This is a genomic window from Pelagibacterium limicola (genome assembly GCF_015694405.1).
Taxonomy (GTDB): domain Bacteria; phylum Pseudomonadota; class Alphaproteobacteria; order Rhizobiales; family Devosiaceae; genus Pelagibacterium; species Pelagibacterium limicola.
This window is the reverse complement of record NZ_JADQDB010000001.1, coordinates 306946-322865: the sequence shown is the minus strand read 5'-3', so window position 1 is coordinate 322865 and position 15920 is coordinate 306946. Positions and strand designations below refer to the sequence as shown.

General features: G+C 60.0%; 13 protein-coding genes and 1 pseudogene. 5 read left to right on the top strand and 9 right to left on the bottom strand.

Translation table 11 applies throughout. From position 1 onward, the window contains the following. Positions 1-37: 37 nt before the first annotated feature. The 5 genes from I2G20_RS01585 to I2G20_RS01565 form a co-directional block, all read right to left on the bottom strand. Positions 38-376 (bottom strand): tRNA-binding protein, encoded by a 339-nt coding sequence (locus tag I2G20_RS01585; protein ID WP_196257918.1) that lies wholly within the window; start codon positions 374-376, stop codon positions 38-40. Continuing rightward, the gene (gene proC / locus I2G20_RS01580) at positions 373-1188 is read right to left on the bottom strand and encodes a pyrroline-5-carboxylate reductase (protein WP_196257917.1); all 816 of its coding nucleotides are present in this window, start codon (positions 1186-1188) and stop codon (positions 373-375) included. Before proC ends, I2G20_RS01585 begins: the two co-directional genes overlap by 4 nt. Then, the gene (locus I2G20_RS01575; RefSeq protein WP_196257916.1) at positions 1185-1685 is read right to left on the bottom strand and encodes a type III secretion system chaperone family protein; all 501 of its coding nucleotides are present in this window, start codon (positions 1683-1685) and stop codon (positions 1185-1187) included. Before I2G20_RS01575 ends, proC begins: the two co-directional genes overlap by 4 nt. Before the next feature lie 257 nt (positions 1686-1942). Further along, positions 1943-2671, bottom strand: coding sequence for a metallophosphoesterase family protein (locus I2G20_RS01570; RefSeq protein ID WP_196257915.1), 729 nt, complete (start codon positions 2669-2671; stop codon positions 1943-1945). A 7-nt stretch (positions 2672-2678) separates the two neighbouring features. Next, positions 2679-2930, bottom strand: a complete 252-nt coding sequence (locus I2G20_RS01565) for an accessory factor UbiK family protein (RefSeq protein WP_196257914.1) — start codon at positions 2928-2930, stop codon at positions 2679-2681. Between the two features lie 137 nt (positions 2931-3067). Between I2G20_RS01565 and lgt the strand changes: the two genes are divergently transcribed. Genes lgt through pgeF form a run of 3 tightly spaced genes read left to right on the top strand, consistent with a single transcriptional unit; the run spans position 3068 to position 5725 of the window. After that, complete coding sequence (gene lgt, locus I2G20_RS01560) at positions 3068-3877, top strand: prolipoprotein diacylglyceryl transferase (RefSeq protein WP_196257913.1); 810 nt, start codon at positions 3068-3070, stop codon at positions 3875-3877. Beyond that, positions 3870-4946: a class I SAM-dependent methyltransferase gene (locus tag I2G20_RS01555; RefSeq protein WP_196257912.1), complete on the top strand. Its 1077-nt coding sequence runs from the start codon at positions 3870-3872 to the stop codon at positions 4944-4946. The genes lgt and I2G20_RS01555 overlap by 8 nt, the downstream gene beginning before the upstream one ends. A gap of 11 nt (positions 4947-4957) precedes the next feature. Further along, entirely contained in the window at positions 4958-5725 is a 768-nt protein-coding gene (gene pgeF / locus I2G20_RS01550) for a peptidoglycan editing factor PgeF (protein ID WP_196257911.1), read from the top strand. A gap of 679 nt (positions 5726-6404) precedes the next feature. On the opposite strand, the gene I2G20_RS01545 is transcribed toward pgeF, so the two are convergent. After that, positions 6405-6968, bottom strand: coding sequence for a hypothetical protein (locus I2G20_RS01545; protein ID WP_196257910.1), 564 nt, complete (start codon positions 6966-6968; stop codon positions 6405-6407). Between the two features lie 322 nt (positions 6969-7290). Here I2G20_RS01545 and I2G20_RS01540 point away from each other — a divergent pair, with 322 nt between their 5' ends. Continuing rightward, complete coding sequence (locus I2G20_RS01540) at positions 7291-10338, top strand: metallophosphoesterase family protein (protein ID WP_196257909.1); 3048 nt, start codon at positions 7291-7293, stop codon at positions 10336-10338. A gap of 31 nt (positions 10339-10369) precedes the next feature. Here I2G20_RS01540 and uvrB read toward each other — a convergent pair. From uvrB to I2G20_RS01525, 3 genes and pseudogenes are all read right to left on the bottom strand, one after another. Then, positions 10370-12493: pseudogene (uvrB, locus tag I2G20_RS01535) on the bottom strand (excinuclease ABC subunit UvrB); the annotation flags it as partial. A gap of 1153 nt (positions 12494-13646) precedes the next feature. Then, entirely contained in the window at positions 13647-14279 is a 633-nt protein-coding gene (locus I2G20_RS01530) for an NrsF family protein (protein WP_196257908.1), read from the bottom strand. A 461-nt stretch (positions 14280-14740) separates the two neighbouring features. Further along, on the bottom strand, positions 14741-15280 hold the full coding sequence (locus I2G20_RS01525) for a sigma-70 family RNA polymerase sigma factor (RefSeq protein WP_196257907.1): 540 nt from the start codon (positions 15278-15280) through the stop codon (positions 14741-14743). 326 nt (positions 15281-15606) lie between these two features. Here I2G20_RS01525 and I2G20_RS01520 point away from each other — a divergent pair, with 326 nt between their 5' ends. Continuing rightward, entirely contained in the window at positions 15607-15897 is a 291-nt protein-coding gene (locus tag I2G20_RS01520; RefSeq protein ID WP_196257906.1) for a BufA1 family periplasmic bufferin-type metallophore, read from the top strand. Positions 15898-15920 lie beyond the last annotated feature (23 nt).

Below are 15920 nucleotides of genomic sequence, written 5' to 3'. Positions count from 1 at the left end.
AAAGCTCAACTGGCCTGGAACAATGGTATCGATCAATCTACATCAGTTTGCGGCCATTGGGCACTTGTTTATCGGTCGCAGCCAACACGATTGCGCCATTGCCATCTTCAAAACCCAGCGTCAGCACCTCCGACCGGACGGGGCCGATCTGGCGCGGCGGGAAATTGACCACCGCCATCACCTGACGGCCAACGAGGTCCTCTGGCGTGTAGTGGACCGTAATCTGCGCAGACGACTTTTTGATGCCGATTTCGGGACCGAAATCGATCAGAAGGATGATCGCGGGCTTGCGAGCCTCTGGGAAATCTTTCGCCTCGACGATGGTGCCGGTGCGGATGTCGACTTTGAGGAAGTCCTCGAAGGTGATGGTACTCATTGTCCCAGTTCTTCGCTGCGCTTGCGGGCAGCGTCTACCGCACGGTCCATGAGAGCGCCAAGCCCTTCTTCTCCCATCAGCACGTCGAGCGCGGCCTGGGTGGTGCCGCCGGGGGAGGTGACGTTCTTGCGCAATTGTTCGGCAGATGCCGGGTCGGCCTCGAGCAAGGCTGCGGCGCCGATTATCGTTTGCCGGGCCAGTCGCATGGCCTGCCCGGCATCGAGCCCCTGTTTTTCCCCGGCACCGGCCAGTGCCTCGACGAGATGAAACACATAGGCCGGCCCCGAGCCCGAGACCGCCGTCAGCGCGTCGATCTGCGATTCATCGTCGAGCCAGACCACATCGCCGGCCGCCGAGAGCAGGGCCTCGGCAAGCGCGCGGTCCTCACCGGTCACCGCATCGGCAGCGACCGCGCCGGTTATGCCCTTGCCGAGCTGGGCGGGGGTATTGGGCATGGTGCGCACGATCCGGTCTGTGCCCAGTCCAAGCTGGAAACGCGCAATCGAAATGCCGGCGGCAATGGAAAGGACGAGCGTTTCCGGCCCGGCGAGGTGCCGCGCGGTAGCGAGAACGGCATCCATCACCTGCGGCTTGACGGCCAGAACGATCACGCGGGGCGGCGCCGTGGGCAGATCGGGACGCAAGGTGGCGCCGCTGGCTGCTGCGAAATCGGCGACAGATTCGTGGGGGTTGGGATCGACAAGGGTGAGCGAGGATCCGGGCAGCCCTGCCCGTAACCAGCCGGCGGCCATTGCAGTGCCCATCTTGCCGGCACCGACCAGCAGGATCGAGCCGGCTTTTTCAAGGTTCATGCTTCACCGACCGTTTCGAACATCACTTCGGCCAGCGCATCGGCGGCGGACTTGCCGGCCCAGACCACGAACTGGAACGCCTGATAGTAAAGGTCGCAGCTTTCGGTGGCTGAGCGGAGCAGGGCTTCGCATTGCTGGGGGGAAACATCGGCCCCGCCGGAAAGCAGGTGGGAATTGCGGAACAGAACGACGCCTTCCTTGCTCCAGATGTCGAAATGGCCGATCCAGAGCTGCTCGTTGATGAGCGCGATCAATTGCTTGATCTCGGCGCGCCGGGCTTCGGGGACCTTGAGGTCGAATGCGCAGGCGAGATGGAGCGATTCCATCTCCTCCATCCAGTTGAACGAGACGTGATAGTCGCTCCAGCCGCCTTTGACCGAAATTGAAATCTCATCTGCATCCTGCCGTTCGAACGTCCAGTCGTTGATCGCAGCAATATGCTCGATGATATCGACGGGGTGGATATTCCTATCCAGTTCCAGTTCAAGGAGAGACATGGCTGGCTCCGCACGCTTGAGCATGATCGAATGTGAGAACCTGCGGCCGGAATGCCGGAGGTCCAACGCAGCACAACCGAACCGGTCTGGCCGGCACCTGATGTACGAATCGTCGCTTGCCGACAAATCTACATGCCACCGGCCAACTGGGCCCAAGTACGCGAAGCCCAATACACAGATTCTATCTGTGGATGATCGGTTTCGCATGGTTAACGGGGTGTTAACGGATGCGATTCGTGATCGGGTTTTCCCGCAGTTTATCTTCGGCGCCCGAACAGGAGATCATCTTCCCATGCCGCGTTGCCGTTGGCGCGGGCCAGGGCGGCAGCGGCCTTGTTATCGTAGGGAATTTGACGGAGGTCGATGCTCCATCCGCTCCCGCCAAGGGTCAGGAGCGCATAGGCTGCCTCGGGCCCGGCGCGTGCCGCGGAGCCAGGTTCGCTTATATTGAAGGATGGTCGTCCGACGCTGCCGGGATTGAAGACGATGGCGCCATCGGGGAGCGTCACGACGCGGGCGACGTGGGTATGTCCGCAGCAGTAAAGCGGGAATTTCCCGGCGGGCAGTTCGGTCTCTATTTCTTCGATGGTCGAGGTGCGGAACACATTCCCTTTCGGTCGGTCGAGCCAATAGATTTCGTCCGACGCCGGCGCGCCGTGGCTCATGAAAACCTGATCCTCGAAGGTGGCCGTGGCGGGGAGGGCGCGTAGCCAGTCGAGGGTTTGCGGTGTCATGGCGCGCGCAGCCTCCTCGTCTTCTTCGAGAAGATCGTCGGGCGTTTCAACCAGATACCGGTCCGTATTGCCGCGGATCGCTATCATGTCGACGCCGGCCAAAATCTCCGCCGTCGCGCCCGGATCGAGCGGTCCGGCAAAGTGGTCGCCCAGGTTGAGGATTGCATCGGCGCCGCTGGCACGGATATCGGTCAGCACGGCCTCAAGGGCAAGCGCGTTGCCGTGGATATCGGAGATGACCGCAACGCGCATGGGCCCGCTAGCTCGTCTTCTTGCGGCGCTTGAAGGCGTCGAGTTCGCGGCGCAAGGCCTCGATTTCCTCGCCCTGGATCAGCACAAGTTCACGCAAAGCGTCGAAGTCCTCGCGCTTGACCAGGTCGAGATCGTTGACGACGCGCTCCATCTGGCCCTTGACGGCGGTCTCCGCTTCGCGGCGCACGCCATCGGCGACGGCGGCCGCATCGTTTATCAGCTTGCCCAGATCGTCGAAAATCCTGCTGCTCTGCGACATCGGTTCAAATCCTTTTGCGTGGCGGGATGGCCCTTGCCTTCCTATTTAGGGAGTGCCGTGCCGCTTGACCAGAGTCCGCGAGCGCGGCATGGTCCCGCAGCTTTTCCTCGAAACACTCCGGAAGATGAGCGCTCGCCTTGCCCTTTCCCGAAATCGACCCAATCGCCTTTGCCATCGGCCCCATCGTCATCCGCTGGTACGCGCTGGCCTATCTGGCCGGTATCTTTCTGGGAGTCGGGTATGGGATGCTCATCCTCAGGCGCAAATCGCTCTGGGTCAATAATACGCCGCCGATGACCCCTTCGGAGTTGTTCGATTTCACGTTCTGGATCGTGGTCGGGATCATCGTGGGCGGGCGGCTGGGTTATGTGCTGTTCTACGACCCGCTGGCCTTCCTCGCCAATCCAGCGGCGATCATAGCGCTGTGGGATGGCGGGATGAGCTTTCATGGCGGGTTCCTGGGGCTCATTGTCGCGATGGCGCTCTACTGCCGGCACAAGGGAGCGAATATTCTTTCGGGGCTCGACCTTCTGGCGTGCTGCGCGACGTTCGGGCTGTTCCTCGGGCGGGTCGCCAATTTCATCAATGCCGAGCTTTACGGGTCGGTGACGACGATGCCGTGGGGCGTGGTGTTTCCTGGCGGGGGCGATCTGCCGCGTCATCCGAGCCAGCTCTATGAGGGGCTGCTCGAGGGCGTGGTGCTGTTTCTCGTCATCCGCTATTTCACGCATATCAAGCTCGTGCTGCGCCGCCCCGGCTTCGCGGCGGGGATATTCGGGATCGGCTATGCGCTATCGCGGATTTTCGTCGAGTTCTTCCGGCTGCCCGATGCCCATATCGGCTATCTCGCCTTTGGCTGGCTGACCATGGGGATGGTGCTGACCCTGCCCATTCTCGTCGCCGGCATCGGCCTTCTAGCTTACGCGCAGACCCGGCGCCATGCCTGACGAAAACCTGTCGCTCGGCGACCTGATCGACATGCAGATCAGGACGAGCGGGCCGATGTCGATCGCGGCCTATATGGGATTGTGCCTCACGCACCCCACGCGCGGATACTATCGCAAGGCCGACCCGCTGGGGGCGGGGGGCGACTTCATCACCGCGCCCGAAATCAGCCAGATGTTCGGGGAGATGATCGGCGGATGGATCGCCGACCTCTATCTCCAGATGGGGTCGCCGGCCCGGATTACGCTCCTCGAACTCGGCCCCGGACGGGGGACGCTGATGGCGGATGCGCTGCGGGTGGCGGGGCGGGTGCCGGGGTTTTCCGATGCGCTCGCGCTGGCGCTCTATGAAACCAACCCCGATCTCAAGGCCATCCAGGCGGAAAGGCTGAAGCCCTTCGATCCTACCTTCGTTTCCGAGCCCGAGGATATCTCCGATGCGCCGGTGATCGTCGTCGCCAACGAGTTCTTCGATGCCTTGCCGATCCGGCAGTTCGTGCAGCGGGGCGGCAAGTGGTTCGAGCGGATGGTGGGACTGGCCGAAGGCCGGCGCACCTTCGGGCTGTCGCCGACGCCCTATGACGGCGCGCTGCTCGGGCCCGCCTTTGCCGATGCGCCGGAAGGGGCGGTGGCCGAAATCGGGCTGGCGGCGCGGCAGTTTGGCGAGCGGATCGGCCGGGTGATCGGTCCGCGCGGTGGTGCGCTGCTGGCGATCGATTATGGTTATGCGCGCAGCCAGCCGGGGGAAACGCTTCAGGCGCTGGCGAGGCACCGGTTTGCCGATCCTCTGGAGGTGCCGGGGGAGGCGGATCTTACCGCGCATGTGGACTTCGAAGCGCTGGGCGATGCTTTGCGCATGGCAGGGTTGAGCATAGCGCCACTTGTTCCCCAGGGGGATTTTCTTACATCCTTGGGGATCACCGCGCGGTGCGAGGCGCTGGCCCGGGCGAATCCGGCTGAGGCCGGGGCGCTGACCGGGGCGCTGCGGCGGCTTACGCACCCCGATGAAATGGGCGTGCTGTTCAAGGCGTTCTGCGCGGCCTCTCCCGGTCTCAAGCCTGCCGGTTTTTGAAAGTTCAGTTCATGCACCCACCGTTCGAAACTGCTCCCTCTCTCTCCGCCTTGCCCCGCATCCGCCACGGATTCTTCGGGCGGCAGGGCGGGGTGTCCGAGGGCGAGTTCGCCGCGCTCAACGCCTCGGTTGCGGTGGGGGACGACCCCGCCAACGTGCGCGAGAACATCCACCGCGCGGTGATGGCATTGAAGCTCGGGCCGGTGCCGGTGGCGATGGCCAGGCAGGTGCATGGCACCGCCGTGCTCACCGTCGGCGAACAGACCGACCTCGACGCGCGCCCCGAGGCCGATGCGCTGGTGACGGCCCGGCCTGGCATCGCCCTGGGCATTCTGACCGCCGATTGCGTCCCCGTGCTGCTGGCCGACCCACAAGCCGGGGTGATCGGGGCCGCGCATGCGGGGTGGCGCGGGGCGGTGGACGGGGTGCTGGCCCGAGCTGTGGAGGCGATGATAGCGCTGGGCGCCAGCGCGGGGAGAATTTCGGCGGCGATCGGGCCTTCAATTGCGCCCGAAAGCTACGAGGTGGGCGAGGCGTTCGCCGCGATGATCGGGCGGGACTATCCCGATGCGGTGCCGTTCATCGTGGCCGGGCGGGGCAAACCCCATTTCGATGTGCCGGGGCTGGTGGAGAGCCAGGCGAGGGCACTGGGGCTTTATAGCATCGAGGCCGTGGGCGGGGACAGTTATGCGGCGCCGGAGCGGTATTTTTCGCACCGGTATGGGACGCATAAGGGGACGAGGGCCGGACGGCAGATTTCGTTGGTTGCTCTTGGTTGATGTCTCACGGGGAGTTTGTTCTGTCTCACGGCGCGCACCACGCCGGGCATGACGGCGCTAACGCCGCGCCTATGCCCTGCGTTGCGCCTGCGACGGCGCGGCCAAAACGTTGGCCGGGGTCCTCACTTCGTTCGTCCTTCCCGTACTGAAGCATTTGGCGGCCTTTCGTGCAGGCGTGCGGAACTTCCCGATGGCGTTGAGCCTCGGGGGATGATGGCAGTCGAACAGGCATGGGGCGATGAACGCTCCGCACTCTTTTAGTCTAGTATGAAGCGATCATCGCCCCAGGCATCCGGGATTTTAGGCTTATGGCGGCTTGCTCGGGCTGGGGTTTGTTGGGAGCCAATGGCTTCCGCTGCCCCTCCGGGTTTCCCCGGTGCGACGTGGGAGAGTCACACGGGCCGCTATACTGGCCCGCACCCCTCACATGTTATCCACATCCGGCCATCCGTCCGCTTTGGACCTCCGCTGGGACGACTCCCATCGGACCCGGACCGACGCGGTTTTCAGGTCCGGTCCAGGGGGTAATCCGCCCTGAGCCCTTCCATCCAACCTCCCGCCACACGTTCGTTGCGCATGCGTTCGGCGCGGGGTCGTGAGAGCAGTATGGCGCGGGTGGAGGGGGCGGGGATAAGATCTTTCGGGACACCGCTGAGCCGGCCGCATGCGGTGTACCGGTTCAGCGATATGTCGTCTCGCCCACATAGGGGAAGACCTTGTCGTCGGCGAGGATTTCGAGGCGTTTGACGATCTCGGTAAACTGCTTCGCCAGCGCGCGCTTTTCCTTGTCCTCGGGGCCGCCGGAGGGCAACAGATAGCCCGAGCGGATGCCATCGATGATCCGGACATTGATCATCCGCATCATTTTCTTGCGGTATTCGATCGTGCGCTGCTGGGACGCCGCATCGGCGACCGGACGGTCGAATTTGTGGTGCTTGCCGAACGCATCGAAGGCCTGATGGGTCTGGGCGAAGGCCACCGTCAGTTCGGAGATTGTGACGGGGCGATCCCTGTCGAGCCGGGGCAGGCCGCGCGCCTCGGGCGCATGGCGCATCTGGCGGACCATCTGCGCGATGAGATCGGCGGCCATGTCCGCCGTGGGCGGGGGCACAGGCGCATCGGGCCGGGATTTGCCATAAGGCGCAATGGTCAGCTGAAACGCCTCCAGCCGCGCGATGAGCGCGGCATGGGCGGCGTGAGCGTCGAGCGTGGTGGAACGGGGAGGGGCTTTGTGGCGGGGCATGGGGTGTCCTTTTTTCTGTCTCACGGGCCGTACCGTGAAATCCATGACGGGCTAAAGCCGCCCTATGGATTTCACTGGCCCTCCGACGGGGCGGCGAAAACGTTCGCCGGGGTCCTCACTTCGCTCGTCCTTCCCGTACTGAGACATTAAAGGCGCGGGTGCCGAAATCCTCGTGCAAAGGGGCCTCCTGTCGGTGATGGGGCGAAGCGGGTGCGACAGGGGAGGATAGGGGAGGTTTGTGGGGTGGGGATAAATGGGCCCCGCAGTTGAAAGATCGAGAGGTTAGTTTAGACTTAGTTACCTCGAGTTGGAGAATTATTTTATGAAGATACTTCACTTATCGGATTTGCATATTAGGAAAGGCTGGTACGAAGAACAGGGAGTGGTTCTTTCGTCCTTTATTGATGATATTAGGAATGCCAACCACAACGAAGCACTTGTCGTAATTATTTCCGGCGATTTGGTTCAAGCGGGCGCGCGTGCCGAGAATTATGAAGAGGCATCGAAGTTTATCTCAACGTTGAATGAACTGGGACTTGGAAAAAAGAACCTTGTCATTGCTGCAGGAAATCACGATGTGGATTCTGATTACGTAAATGAGAAAGCGCAGGTCCTAGCTGCATTCGATAAGATCATAAATTCAGAACAAGAAGCGACAAGTTTTTTTTCTGGCGCTGAGGTTGAGTTTGTTTCGAAAAAATTCAATCGCCACTTGGCGATTGAACACGATTTCGAGGCTTTAGGATGTGGAAATAATGCACTTGGAGCCGGTCACGAGCTGACAGAATCCGTGGGCGTCTATTGCCTAAATACCTCGCTCTTTTCATTTGGAGGCCAAGGCCAGCAGTACGCGCGTGATGATCGAGGTAAATTGCATATTGACACGCGATTGCTCCATCAGTGGCTACAAGAAACAGAATTCCCCTCTCGTATTCTAGTTATGCACCATCCGCTTGACTGGTTAAGCGACTGGGCCAGAACGGAGTTAGGGGAAACGATGCGCCGACATTTTTCGGCGTGTTTTCATGGTCATGTCCATGCGCAACGTCTGGATTCTCATTATGGCATATTTGGCAATTGTTGTGGCATCAGCGCACCGGCCCTTTTTAGCCGTAAGGGCGACAAACTTGGGTACGCGATTGTCGATCTGAACGATAGCCGTGTCGAGGTGCAATATAGAGAATGGACAAAAGCGCACCAGCGTTTCGTATCTGGAACGACATTTTCGGGCACTAACGATGGCGTGGCCGTTATTTTCCTCAAGCAGGATCAAAATCTGCTCGCGAACCCCAGCGACGTTCAGGCCAGGTTAGAAATCGAATACACGGCAAGACTGCACGAGGCACTACGCCCCGAGGGACGTGGAAAACGGTGCTGGATAGAACCTACATTGAGTGAAACACCTGAAATCTCGCGGGAAGCCAAAAACGCGGTTCTCTTGAGCGCCGACGAAGTTCTAGCGAGCGCTCAAGACACTTTAATAAAGGCCCCTTCTCAATACGGCTTAACTGTTCTCGGCCATCACCTCGTGTTGCGCAGCGCAAAGACAACAAGTGTTTTTCCGCTGATGTATCGAATTACGGAGGCAAAAAATCATGAGGCGGCAATAAAGACGTTTTTTGAAGAACAATCCAAACGACTGCTGGGTAAGCCTAGTTTACCAGACTTGATCATAATCGATGAATTTGATCCTAAGAACAAACTACACGCCCGTCATTTCGGCTCAGTCAAAAAGGTTGTTCCCAATGCCCGTGTGATTATGCTCATGCGCGTAGAAGATCCTGAAAAAGTGGGGGTAGTATATAGTGAGGCCGTGGAAGGGGAAATAAGAGAACTCAATCTCTGGGCGCTTGATCGCAAATCGATGCGCGAACTAGTACTACAATATATCACTCAAGGCGCTCCTTTTTCCGAAGAACTTGCACTTCGGCGGCTAAGTGACAATCTTACTCAGCTTAATCTTCCTAGAACTCCGCATAACTGTGACACGCTACTTAACATATTTGAGCATCAAATTGATGCTAGTCCTGTTAATAGAACTGAGGTGATCAACCTATTTCTTGGTATATTATTTAACGAAGTTCAAAGTATACCGAAATATAATACAGCTCCAGATTTAAAGGATAGTTTATTTTCTCTAGGATATTTTGCTGAACAGATAATGAAATCTGGAGAGCCGGTGTTTTCCAAGAGTTTATTTATCGAAAAAATTACTGAATACGCAAAGGCTCAACTTGTAGAAATAGAATCTGATACGTTGTTTTTTATATTGTGTTCCTGTGGAATAATTCATGCGTACGAAGATAAATACTGTTTTCGTTTTGCATATTGGCTACAGTATTTTGCAGCTAACCGTATGCATCACAGCAAGGAGTTCTATAATTTCATTATGAGCGATCGGCGGTACGCTTCTCACCCTGAAATTATCGAATTTTACAGTGGTATTGACCGTCGAAGTGGCGATTTACTAGAGGTGCTATATAGAGACCTCAGTGATCTAAATTCTGAATTTGAGAGTAGAACCAATTTTTCGGACCACTTCGACCCTTATGAAATTCTTCACTGGGAGCCTAATATTGAAAAACTAGAGGAGGCAAAAGAAGCAATTGAGAACGAAGCGTCTCATTCCAATATTCCTACGGAACTAAAGGACGCTATTCTTGATAAGAACTACGATCGTAGTAAGCCATATCAGCAAACTATAAATCGATATATCAGTGAATCGTCTCTGTTTGTTTGTTTGCAAATTATGAAGTGTGCTGCACGTGCACTAAGAAACAGCGACCACGCCGGCGTACCAATTAGAAAGAAGCTTCTGGATGAGATAATGCTTACCTGGGCAAGGGAAATGCGCATTATCGTCGTGTTATCGCCAATACTTTCCGAGGAGGGCCATGGCGGGTTGGATGGACTGTCTTTCTATCTCGATGAATCTTTTGATAAGTATGAGGGCGAAGAAAAATGGCGAAGACTGATGACGTCAATTCCGTGGAATGTCGGTAATTTTTACGGCCAGGAGTTCTTTTCCGCGAAAATGCTACCGCTATATTTAGACTACTTAGGAAGAACAACCGATGCGGCAGCTAGGCATATTCTAACGATACAAATTGTTCGAGAGAAACCGAAGGGATGGGAGACGCATGTCGAGGACTATATAGTATCGCTCGACAAGAATTCATTTTATTTATCCGATCTCGCCAAAGAAATGCGTAAAAGCTATGACATTGACGACATACCATTTTCGGAACGTGATCGGCTGAAAAATCTCATAGGCTCGGCGTATGGAAAGCACTCAACGGGTGCTAAGCGACCAAATAGCCGACTTAGGCAGAGAGTCATTGATGCGATCTACAAGAAGAAAAAAATGTAACCAATAAATATGCGTCAGTTGATCAGCCTCCCGGCCCTTCCAACACATCCAACTCCATCTCCCGCAACTTCTTGATTTCGTCCCGCAATCTCGCTGCCTGTTCGAATTCCAGGTTCGTGGCCGCCTCGCGCATTTTGCCTTCGAGGTCCTTGATGACTGCCGCCAGGTTGGCGCCGACGGGGACGGTGTCCTTGCCGTCCTTGCCCGGTCTGATCTTTATCGAGACGTGGTCGCGTTCGTAGACGCTGTCGACGATGTCGTTGATGCGGGCCTTGACGGATTGCGGGGTGATACCGTGTTCGGTGTTGTAGGCGAGCTGTTTTTCGCGGCGGCGGTTGGTTTCGGCGAGGGCGCGGTCCATTGAGCCGGTTATGCGGTCGGCATAGAGGATGACGTGGCCATCGATGTTGCGGGCGGCGCGGCCGATGGTCTGGATGAGGGAGGTTTCCGAGCGCAGGAAGCCTTCCTTGTCGGCATCGAGGATGGCGACGAGGCCGCATTCGGGGATGTCGAGGCCTTCGCGTAGCAGGTTGATGCCGACCAGCACGTCGAAGGCGCCAAGGCGCAGGTCGCGAATGATCTCGATGCGCTCGATGGTGTCGATGTCGGAATGCATGTAGCGCACGCGGATGCCCTGTTCGTGCAGATATTCGGTGAGGTCCTCGGCCATTTTCTTGGTGAGGACGGTGAGCAGGGTGCGATAGCCCGCGTCGGTGGTCTTGCGGATTTCATCGACCACGTCATCGACCTGGCTGGTGGCCGGGCGGATCTCCACATTGGGGTCGGTGAGGCCGGTGGGGCGGATGACCTGTTCGGCGAAAACGCCACCGGTCTGTTCGAGCTCCCACGCGCCTGGCGTTGCCGAGACATAGACCGTTTGCGGGCGCATGGCGTTCCATTCCTCAAAGCGCAGGGGGCGGTTGTCCATGCAGGAGGGCAGGCGGAAGCCATATTCGGCGAGGGTCGCCTTGCGGCGGAGGTCGCCGCGATACATGGCGCCGAGCTGGCCGATGGTGACGTGGGATTCATCAACGAACACCAGCGCGTTGTCGGGGAGGTATTCGAAGAGCGTGGGGGGCGGCTCGCCGGGCTTGCGGCCGGAGAAATAGCGCGAATAGTTCTCGATGCCGGCGCAGGAGCCGGTGGCTTCCATCATCTCGAGATCGAAGAGCGTGCGCTGTTCGAGGCGCTGGGCTTCGAGGAAGCGGCCGGCGCCGTTCAATTCCTGCAGGCGGGCCTGGAGCTCCTTCTTGATCTCCTTGATGGCCGCGTTCATCGTCGTGCGGGTGGTGACGTGGTGGGAATTGGCGAAGACGCGGACGGCGTTGAGCTCGGCGGATTTCTTGCCGGTCAGGGGATCGAATTCGGCGATGGTCTCGATCTCGTCGCCGAAGAGGGTGATGCGCCAGGCGGCATCCTCATAGTGGGCGGGGAAGATTTCCACCGTATCGCCACGCACGCGGAAGGTGCCGCGCACGAAGCCGATGTCGCCGCGCTTGTATTGCAGGGCGACGAGCTCGTTCAATAGGGCGCGCTGGTCGATCTTCTGGCCCTTTTCGAGCCAGATGGTCATGGTGGTGTAGTCCTCCACCGAGCCGATACCGTAAATGCAGGAGACGGAGGCGACGATGATGACGTCGTCGCGCTCGAGGATCGCGCGGGTGGCCGAGTGGCGCATCCGGTCGATCTGCTCGTTGATGGTGGATTCCTTCTCGATATAGGTATCCGTGCGCGGGACGTAGGCCTCGGGCTGGTAGTAGTCGTAATAGGAGACGAAATATTCCACCGCGTTTTCGGGGAAGAAGTTCTTGAACTCGCCATAGAGCTGGGCGGCCAGCGTCTTGTTGGGGGCGAGGATGAGCGCGGGGCGGTTGGTGCGGGCGATGACCTGGGCGGCGGTGAAGGTTTTGCCCGAGCCGGTGACGCCCAGCAGGACCTGGTCGGTCTCGCCGTTGTTTATGCCCTCGACAAGCTCGGCAATCGCGGTGGGCTGGTCGCCGGCGGGGGTGTAATCGGTCACCAGCTTGAACGGAATGCCGCCGCGATCCTTCTTCAGCGCTTCAGGACGATGGGGCTTCCACGGGGCGGCGCCCTCGACCTCCTTGCGGCCGTGGAGGATGATCTGTTCGAGCGCCTGAACGGTGGCCGTTACTCCCACGAGGTTTGAATCGGATGTCGACGTGTCGCGGGCCGTTGCGAGGGCGCCGCGAAGCTGGGCCATGGTCGCGGGGTCCTTGGCGGCGGCGCGGGAGATGTCGCGGGCGGTGGGCTGGGACGGCACATGGCCGAAGCCGGCCTGCTCGGCTTCACCGAAACCGTCGAGATTGGTGGGGCGCTCGATGGCGTTGGCTTTTGACTTCGGGGACTTGAGCGTCATGCCGGTCACAGGCGATTTTGTGGCCTTCTTTTTCTTCGGCTCGACCGGGGGCGTTGCTGCGGCGGCGGCCTCCCTGTCGAGGCGGCGCTTGTTGCGCAGGCGCTCCTGCGGCAGCGGTTTCGCAATCGCCGCATCCTCCGCCTTCTCGATCTCGCGGACGAAATCGTCGATGGAGAAGTCGGTCTTCTGGGGGCGGCCGACGGTTTTTCCGTCCTCGCGCCGGGCGGGCTGGGGGGATTTCTTGTCGGAGGTCATGGCGCACATATCGTTCGGCAAGTGGGCGGATTCAATAGCACGGGCGGAACGGAATGGGAACGGGCTGGTTCCCGCCGCGGGCTAACGAACCGGGTTCGGCGTGCTTTTTATATGGGCCTGCTGACAGGGTATGTCAGGAGAGATGGGGCGGCGTTGCCTTTCGATGCGGTTTCTCCTGCCTTACCCAACCATCGCCAGACCCGTACTCGTGCCTATCTCCGTTTTGCGCCGCCGGACACGGTCTGGCTCAGCGGTTTGCCGTTCCTGATATACGGCGGCAGAGGTGGGCGCTTGGACGGTGCGGCCTGACAGCACGCAGATCACGATGCGCAATTTTCCATGGGTGCGTCAGGGGATTCCGCATCGGCGGCCGAAGTGCCAAAGTCGGCGTAGGTGCCGATGACTCGTTGGCATGTCGAGCAGGCAATGGGGGCATGGAGGTCAAGGTCACTGCCGATCAGGACATTTCTGGCCTTGCAGTGCGGGCAGGTTGCCGACCTGTCGTTGACAGGGAATAGCGACATGGATGGGTTCCTTCCTAGGCAGCAGCAAAAGCGCCAGCCTCTTTGAAGGGACCATTCTCGCCTTTAGCGCCAGTATGCCGGTGTCGGACTGGCGATGATCATAAGTTAACACCGAACTGTGTCGATAGCGAGACGCTTGGCACGCATTTCTCTCACCAGCGCGCAAAAATCCGTCCTAGAGCGGCACCGGCGAGGATTAGGATCGCAATGGCGAGGGGGTACCAGGTCATGACGAAGAGTGGGGAATCGTCGGTGCAGTGGATAGCATAAAGCGTGGCAGCGATGCCACCCGCCAGAAGCCCCGCGACGGCGCCAGCAAGAGCGGGCCGCGTGGGTGCGCCATGGCGGAGGACGGCGATGAAGGCGGCGAGCGGGGCCACGCCAATCAAGGGTATGAAGGTGAGGCAATAACGGGCGTTCTTGCCCACCGCACTCATCGCCCAGACATCGGCGGGCAGGACGATGAGTTCGGCGATGACGGCCATGATGCCCAGTGCGGGGGCCAGTGCGAGGGCAGCCAAAGGGACCTTGGCGCCGGGAATGGCCAGGGCACGCAGCGCGAAAAAGGCCGGGACAGCGAGCGATAGCGTGAGCACGAACTTGAAATCGAAGCGCGGGGTCTGGATGGCCTGAGCGAGGTCAGCGCGGGGGCCCACCGCACCGAGGAAAACGAGGACGGCCAGCAGCCCGCCGGCAGCGAGGGCAAGCAGCCAGCTTCTGTCGAGGTCCGGGCGCCGGCTGGCGGTGTCGGCGGCAAGCGCGGCAATCAGATCGTCGGTCCGCATTCAGGGCCTGCCCGTCTTATGGTTGAACCGACCGGCCGCGGGTGCGCAACGCGTTTGGGCACGGATACCGCGGCTCCGCCGCTTCCCTCCCCCTTGAGGGGAGGGATTGAGGGTGGGGGTATCGGAGCCTGCAGGAAGCGGGGTGCCTTTGGAAAGATCGCTGCACCCCCACCCCGGCCCTCCCCTCAAGGGGGAGGGGGCGCAAGAGGCGGAAGTTTGGTGTTCTCCAGAACGGCCGATGCAAGCGCTGCCCTTTGCTGTGGCAGCGTTTGCAGCGGATTTGATGGGGATGGTTTGGGCACGGATACTGCGGCTCCGCCGCTTCCCTCCCCTCAAGGGGGAGGGGGCGCAAGAGCCGGAACGTTCGTTATCTCTAAAAGGGCGGATGCGAGCGCTGCACGGCTCAAGGCCGGGACAGTGAAGGAAGCGTTCGGGCGAGCTTCTGCCAAAACCGGACACGTCTAGGCCTTTCCAAATTTCGCGGCGATGCTGGCGAGGCCGCGGTGGAGCGAGACGCGGACGGCGGTTTCCTTCATGCCAAGACGGCGCGCGGTTTCCCCGATGGTGGCGCCTTCGATCCCGACGGACGCGACGACGCGGCGCTGGCCTTCGGAGAGCCCGTCGAGTGCGCGTTCGACATCGCGTGCCAAAGCTGTTTCCTCGACAGGAGCGGCGAGGGTGTCGGCCAGATCGGAGATGTCGATCTCGACCCGACGGCCACGCCGCCGGCAGGCATCGGCAATCTTGTGGCGCGCGATGGCGTAAATCCACGGGCCGATGGGCCGGGCGGGCTGCCATGTGTGGCGCTTGAGATGGATGGCCAGCAGCGTTTCCTGCACGATATCCTCCGGGTCTATCCCCAATCCAGGCGCGAGCCTGGCCTTTGCGATGCCGCGGACCAGGCCGGAAACCTCATGCAGAAGCGCGGCATAGCCGGACTCATCGCCCGCCAGCGCCGCCCGCATCCGCTCTGCCAGTTCCCAGTCCTTTTCCGGCGACAAAGGCTTCCCCGTTCAATTCGCCCCCAGGCGGCCGATTGTTACTTTGGTTAGCCGACGCCCCGTGCTGGCGACCATTCTGCGCGCTGGACAACGCGCCGCTGGATCACCCGGACAAGGCGGGTGATGACGAGGTTGGTACACGGGGTGATCCCACCTGAACGAAATTGCTCTTAGCGCAAAAGCAGGCGGCGTCGAGCGGCGGGGCGATCACAAAGCCGTGTGCGGGAACGCGCCGTGTAACAAAGCAGGGTCAGGGCGCGAAGTGGGGACATGGTGCTGCATTGGCGCGGCGCCGGTACTGTCAGTCAACACAAGGATGGATCATCATGAATCGCAAGGTTGTAACGCTCGCCCTCGCGTCCTCGCTCGCCGCGGCGATGGCCACAGCCGCACCGGCAATCGCACAGGACATGGACGCCATGGAGAAGTGCTATGGCGTTGCCATGGCCGGTGCCAACGATTGCGCCGCCGGGCCGGGCACGACATGCGCCGGAACCTCCACGGTCGATTATCAGGGCAATGCGTGGTCGCTGGTTCCGGCGGGAACGTGCGAGGACATCGAATTGCCGGGCGGGCGCATGGGCTCGCTCGCGGAACTGGATCGGGACCTGCCGTAGGGTTTCGAGCGTCTGGCAGACAT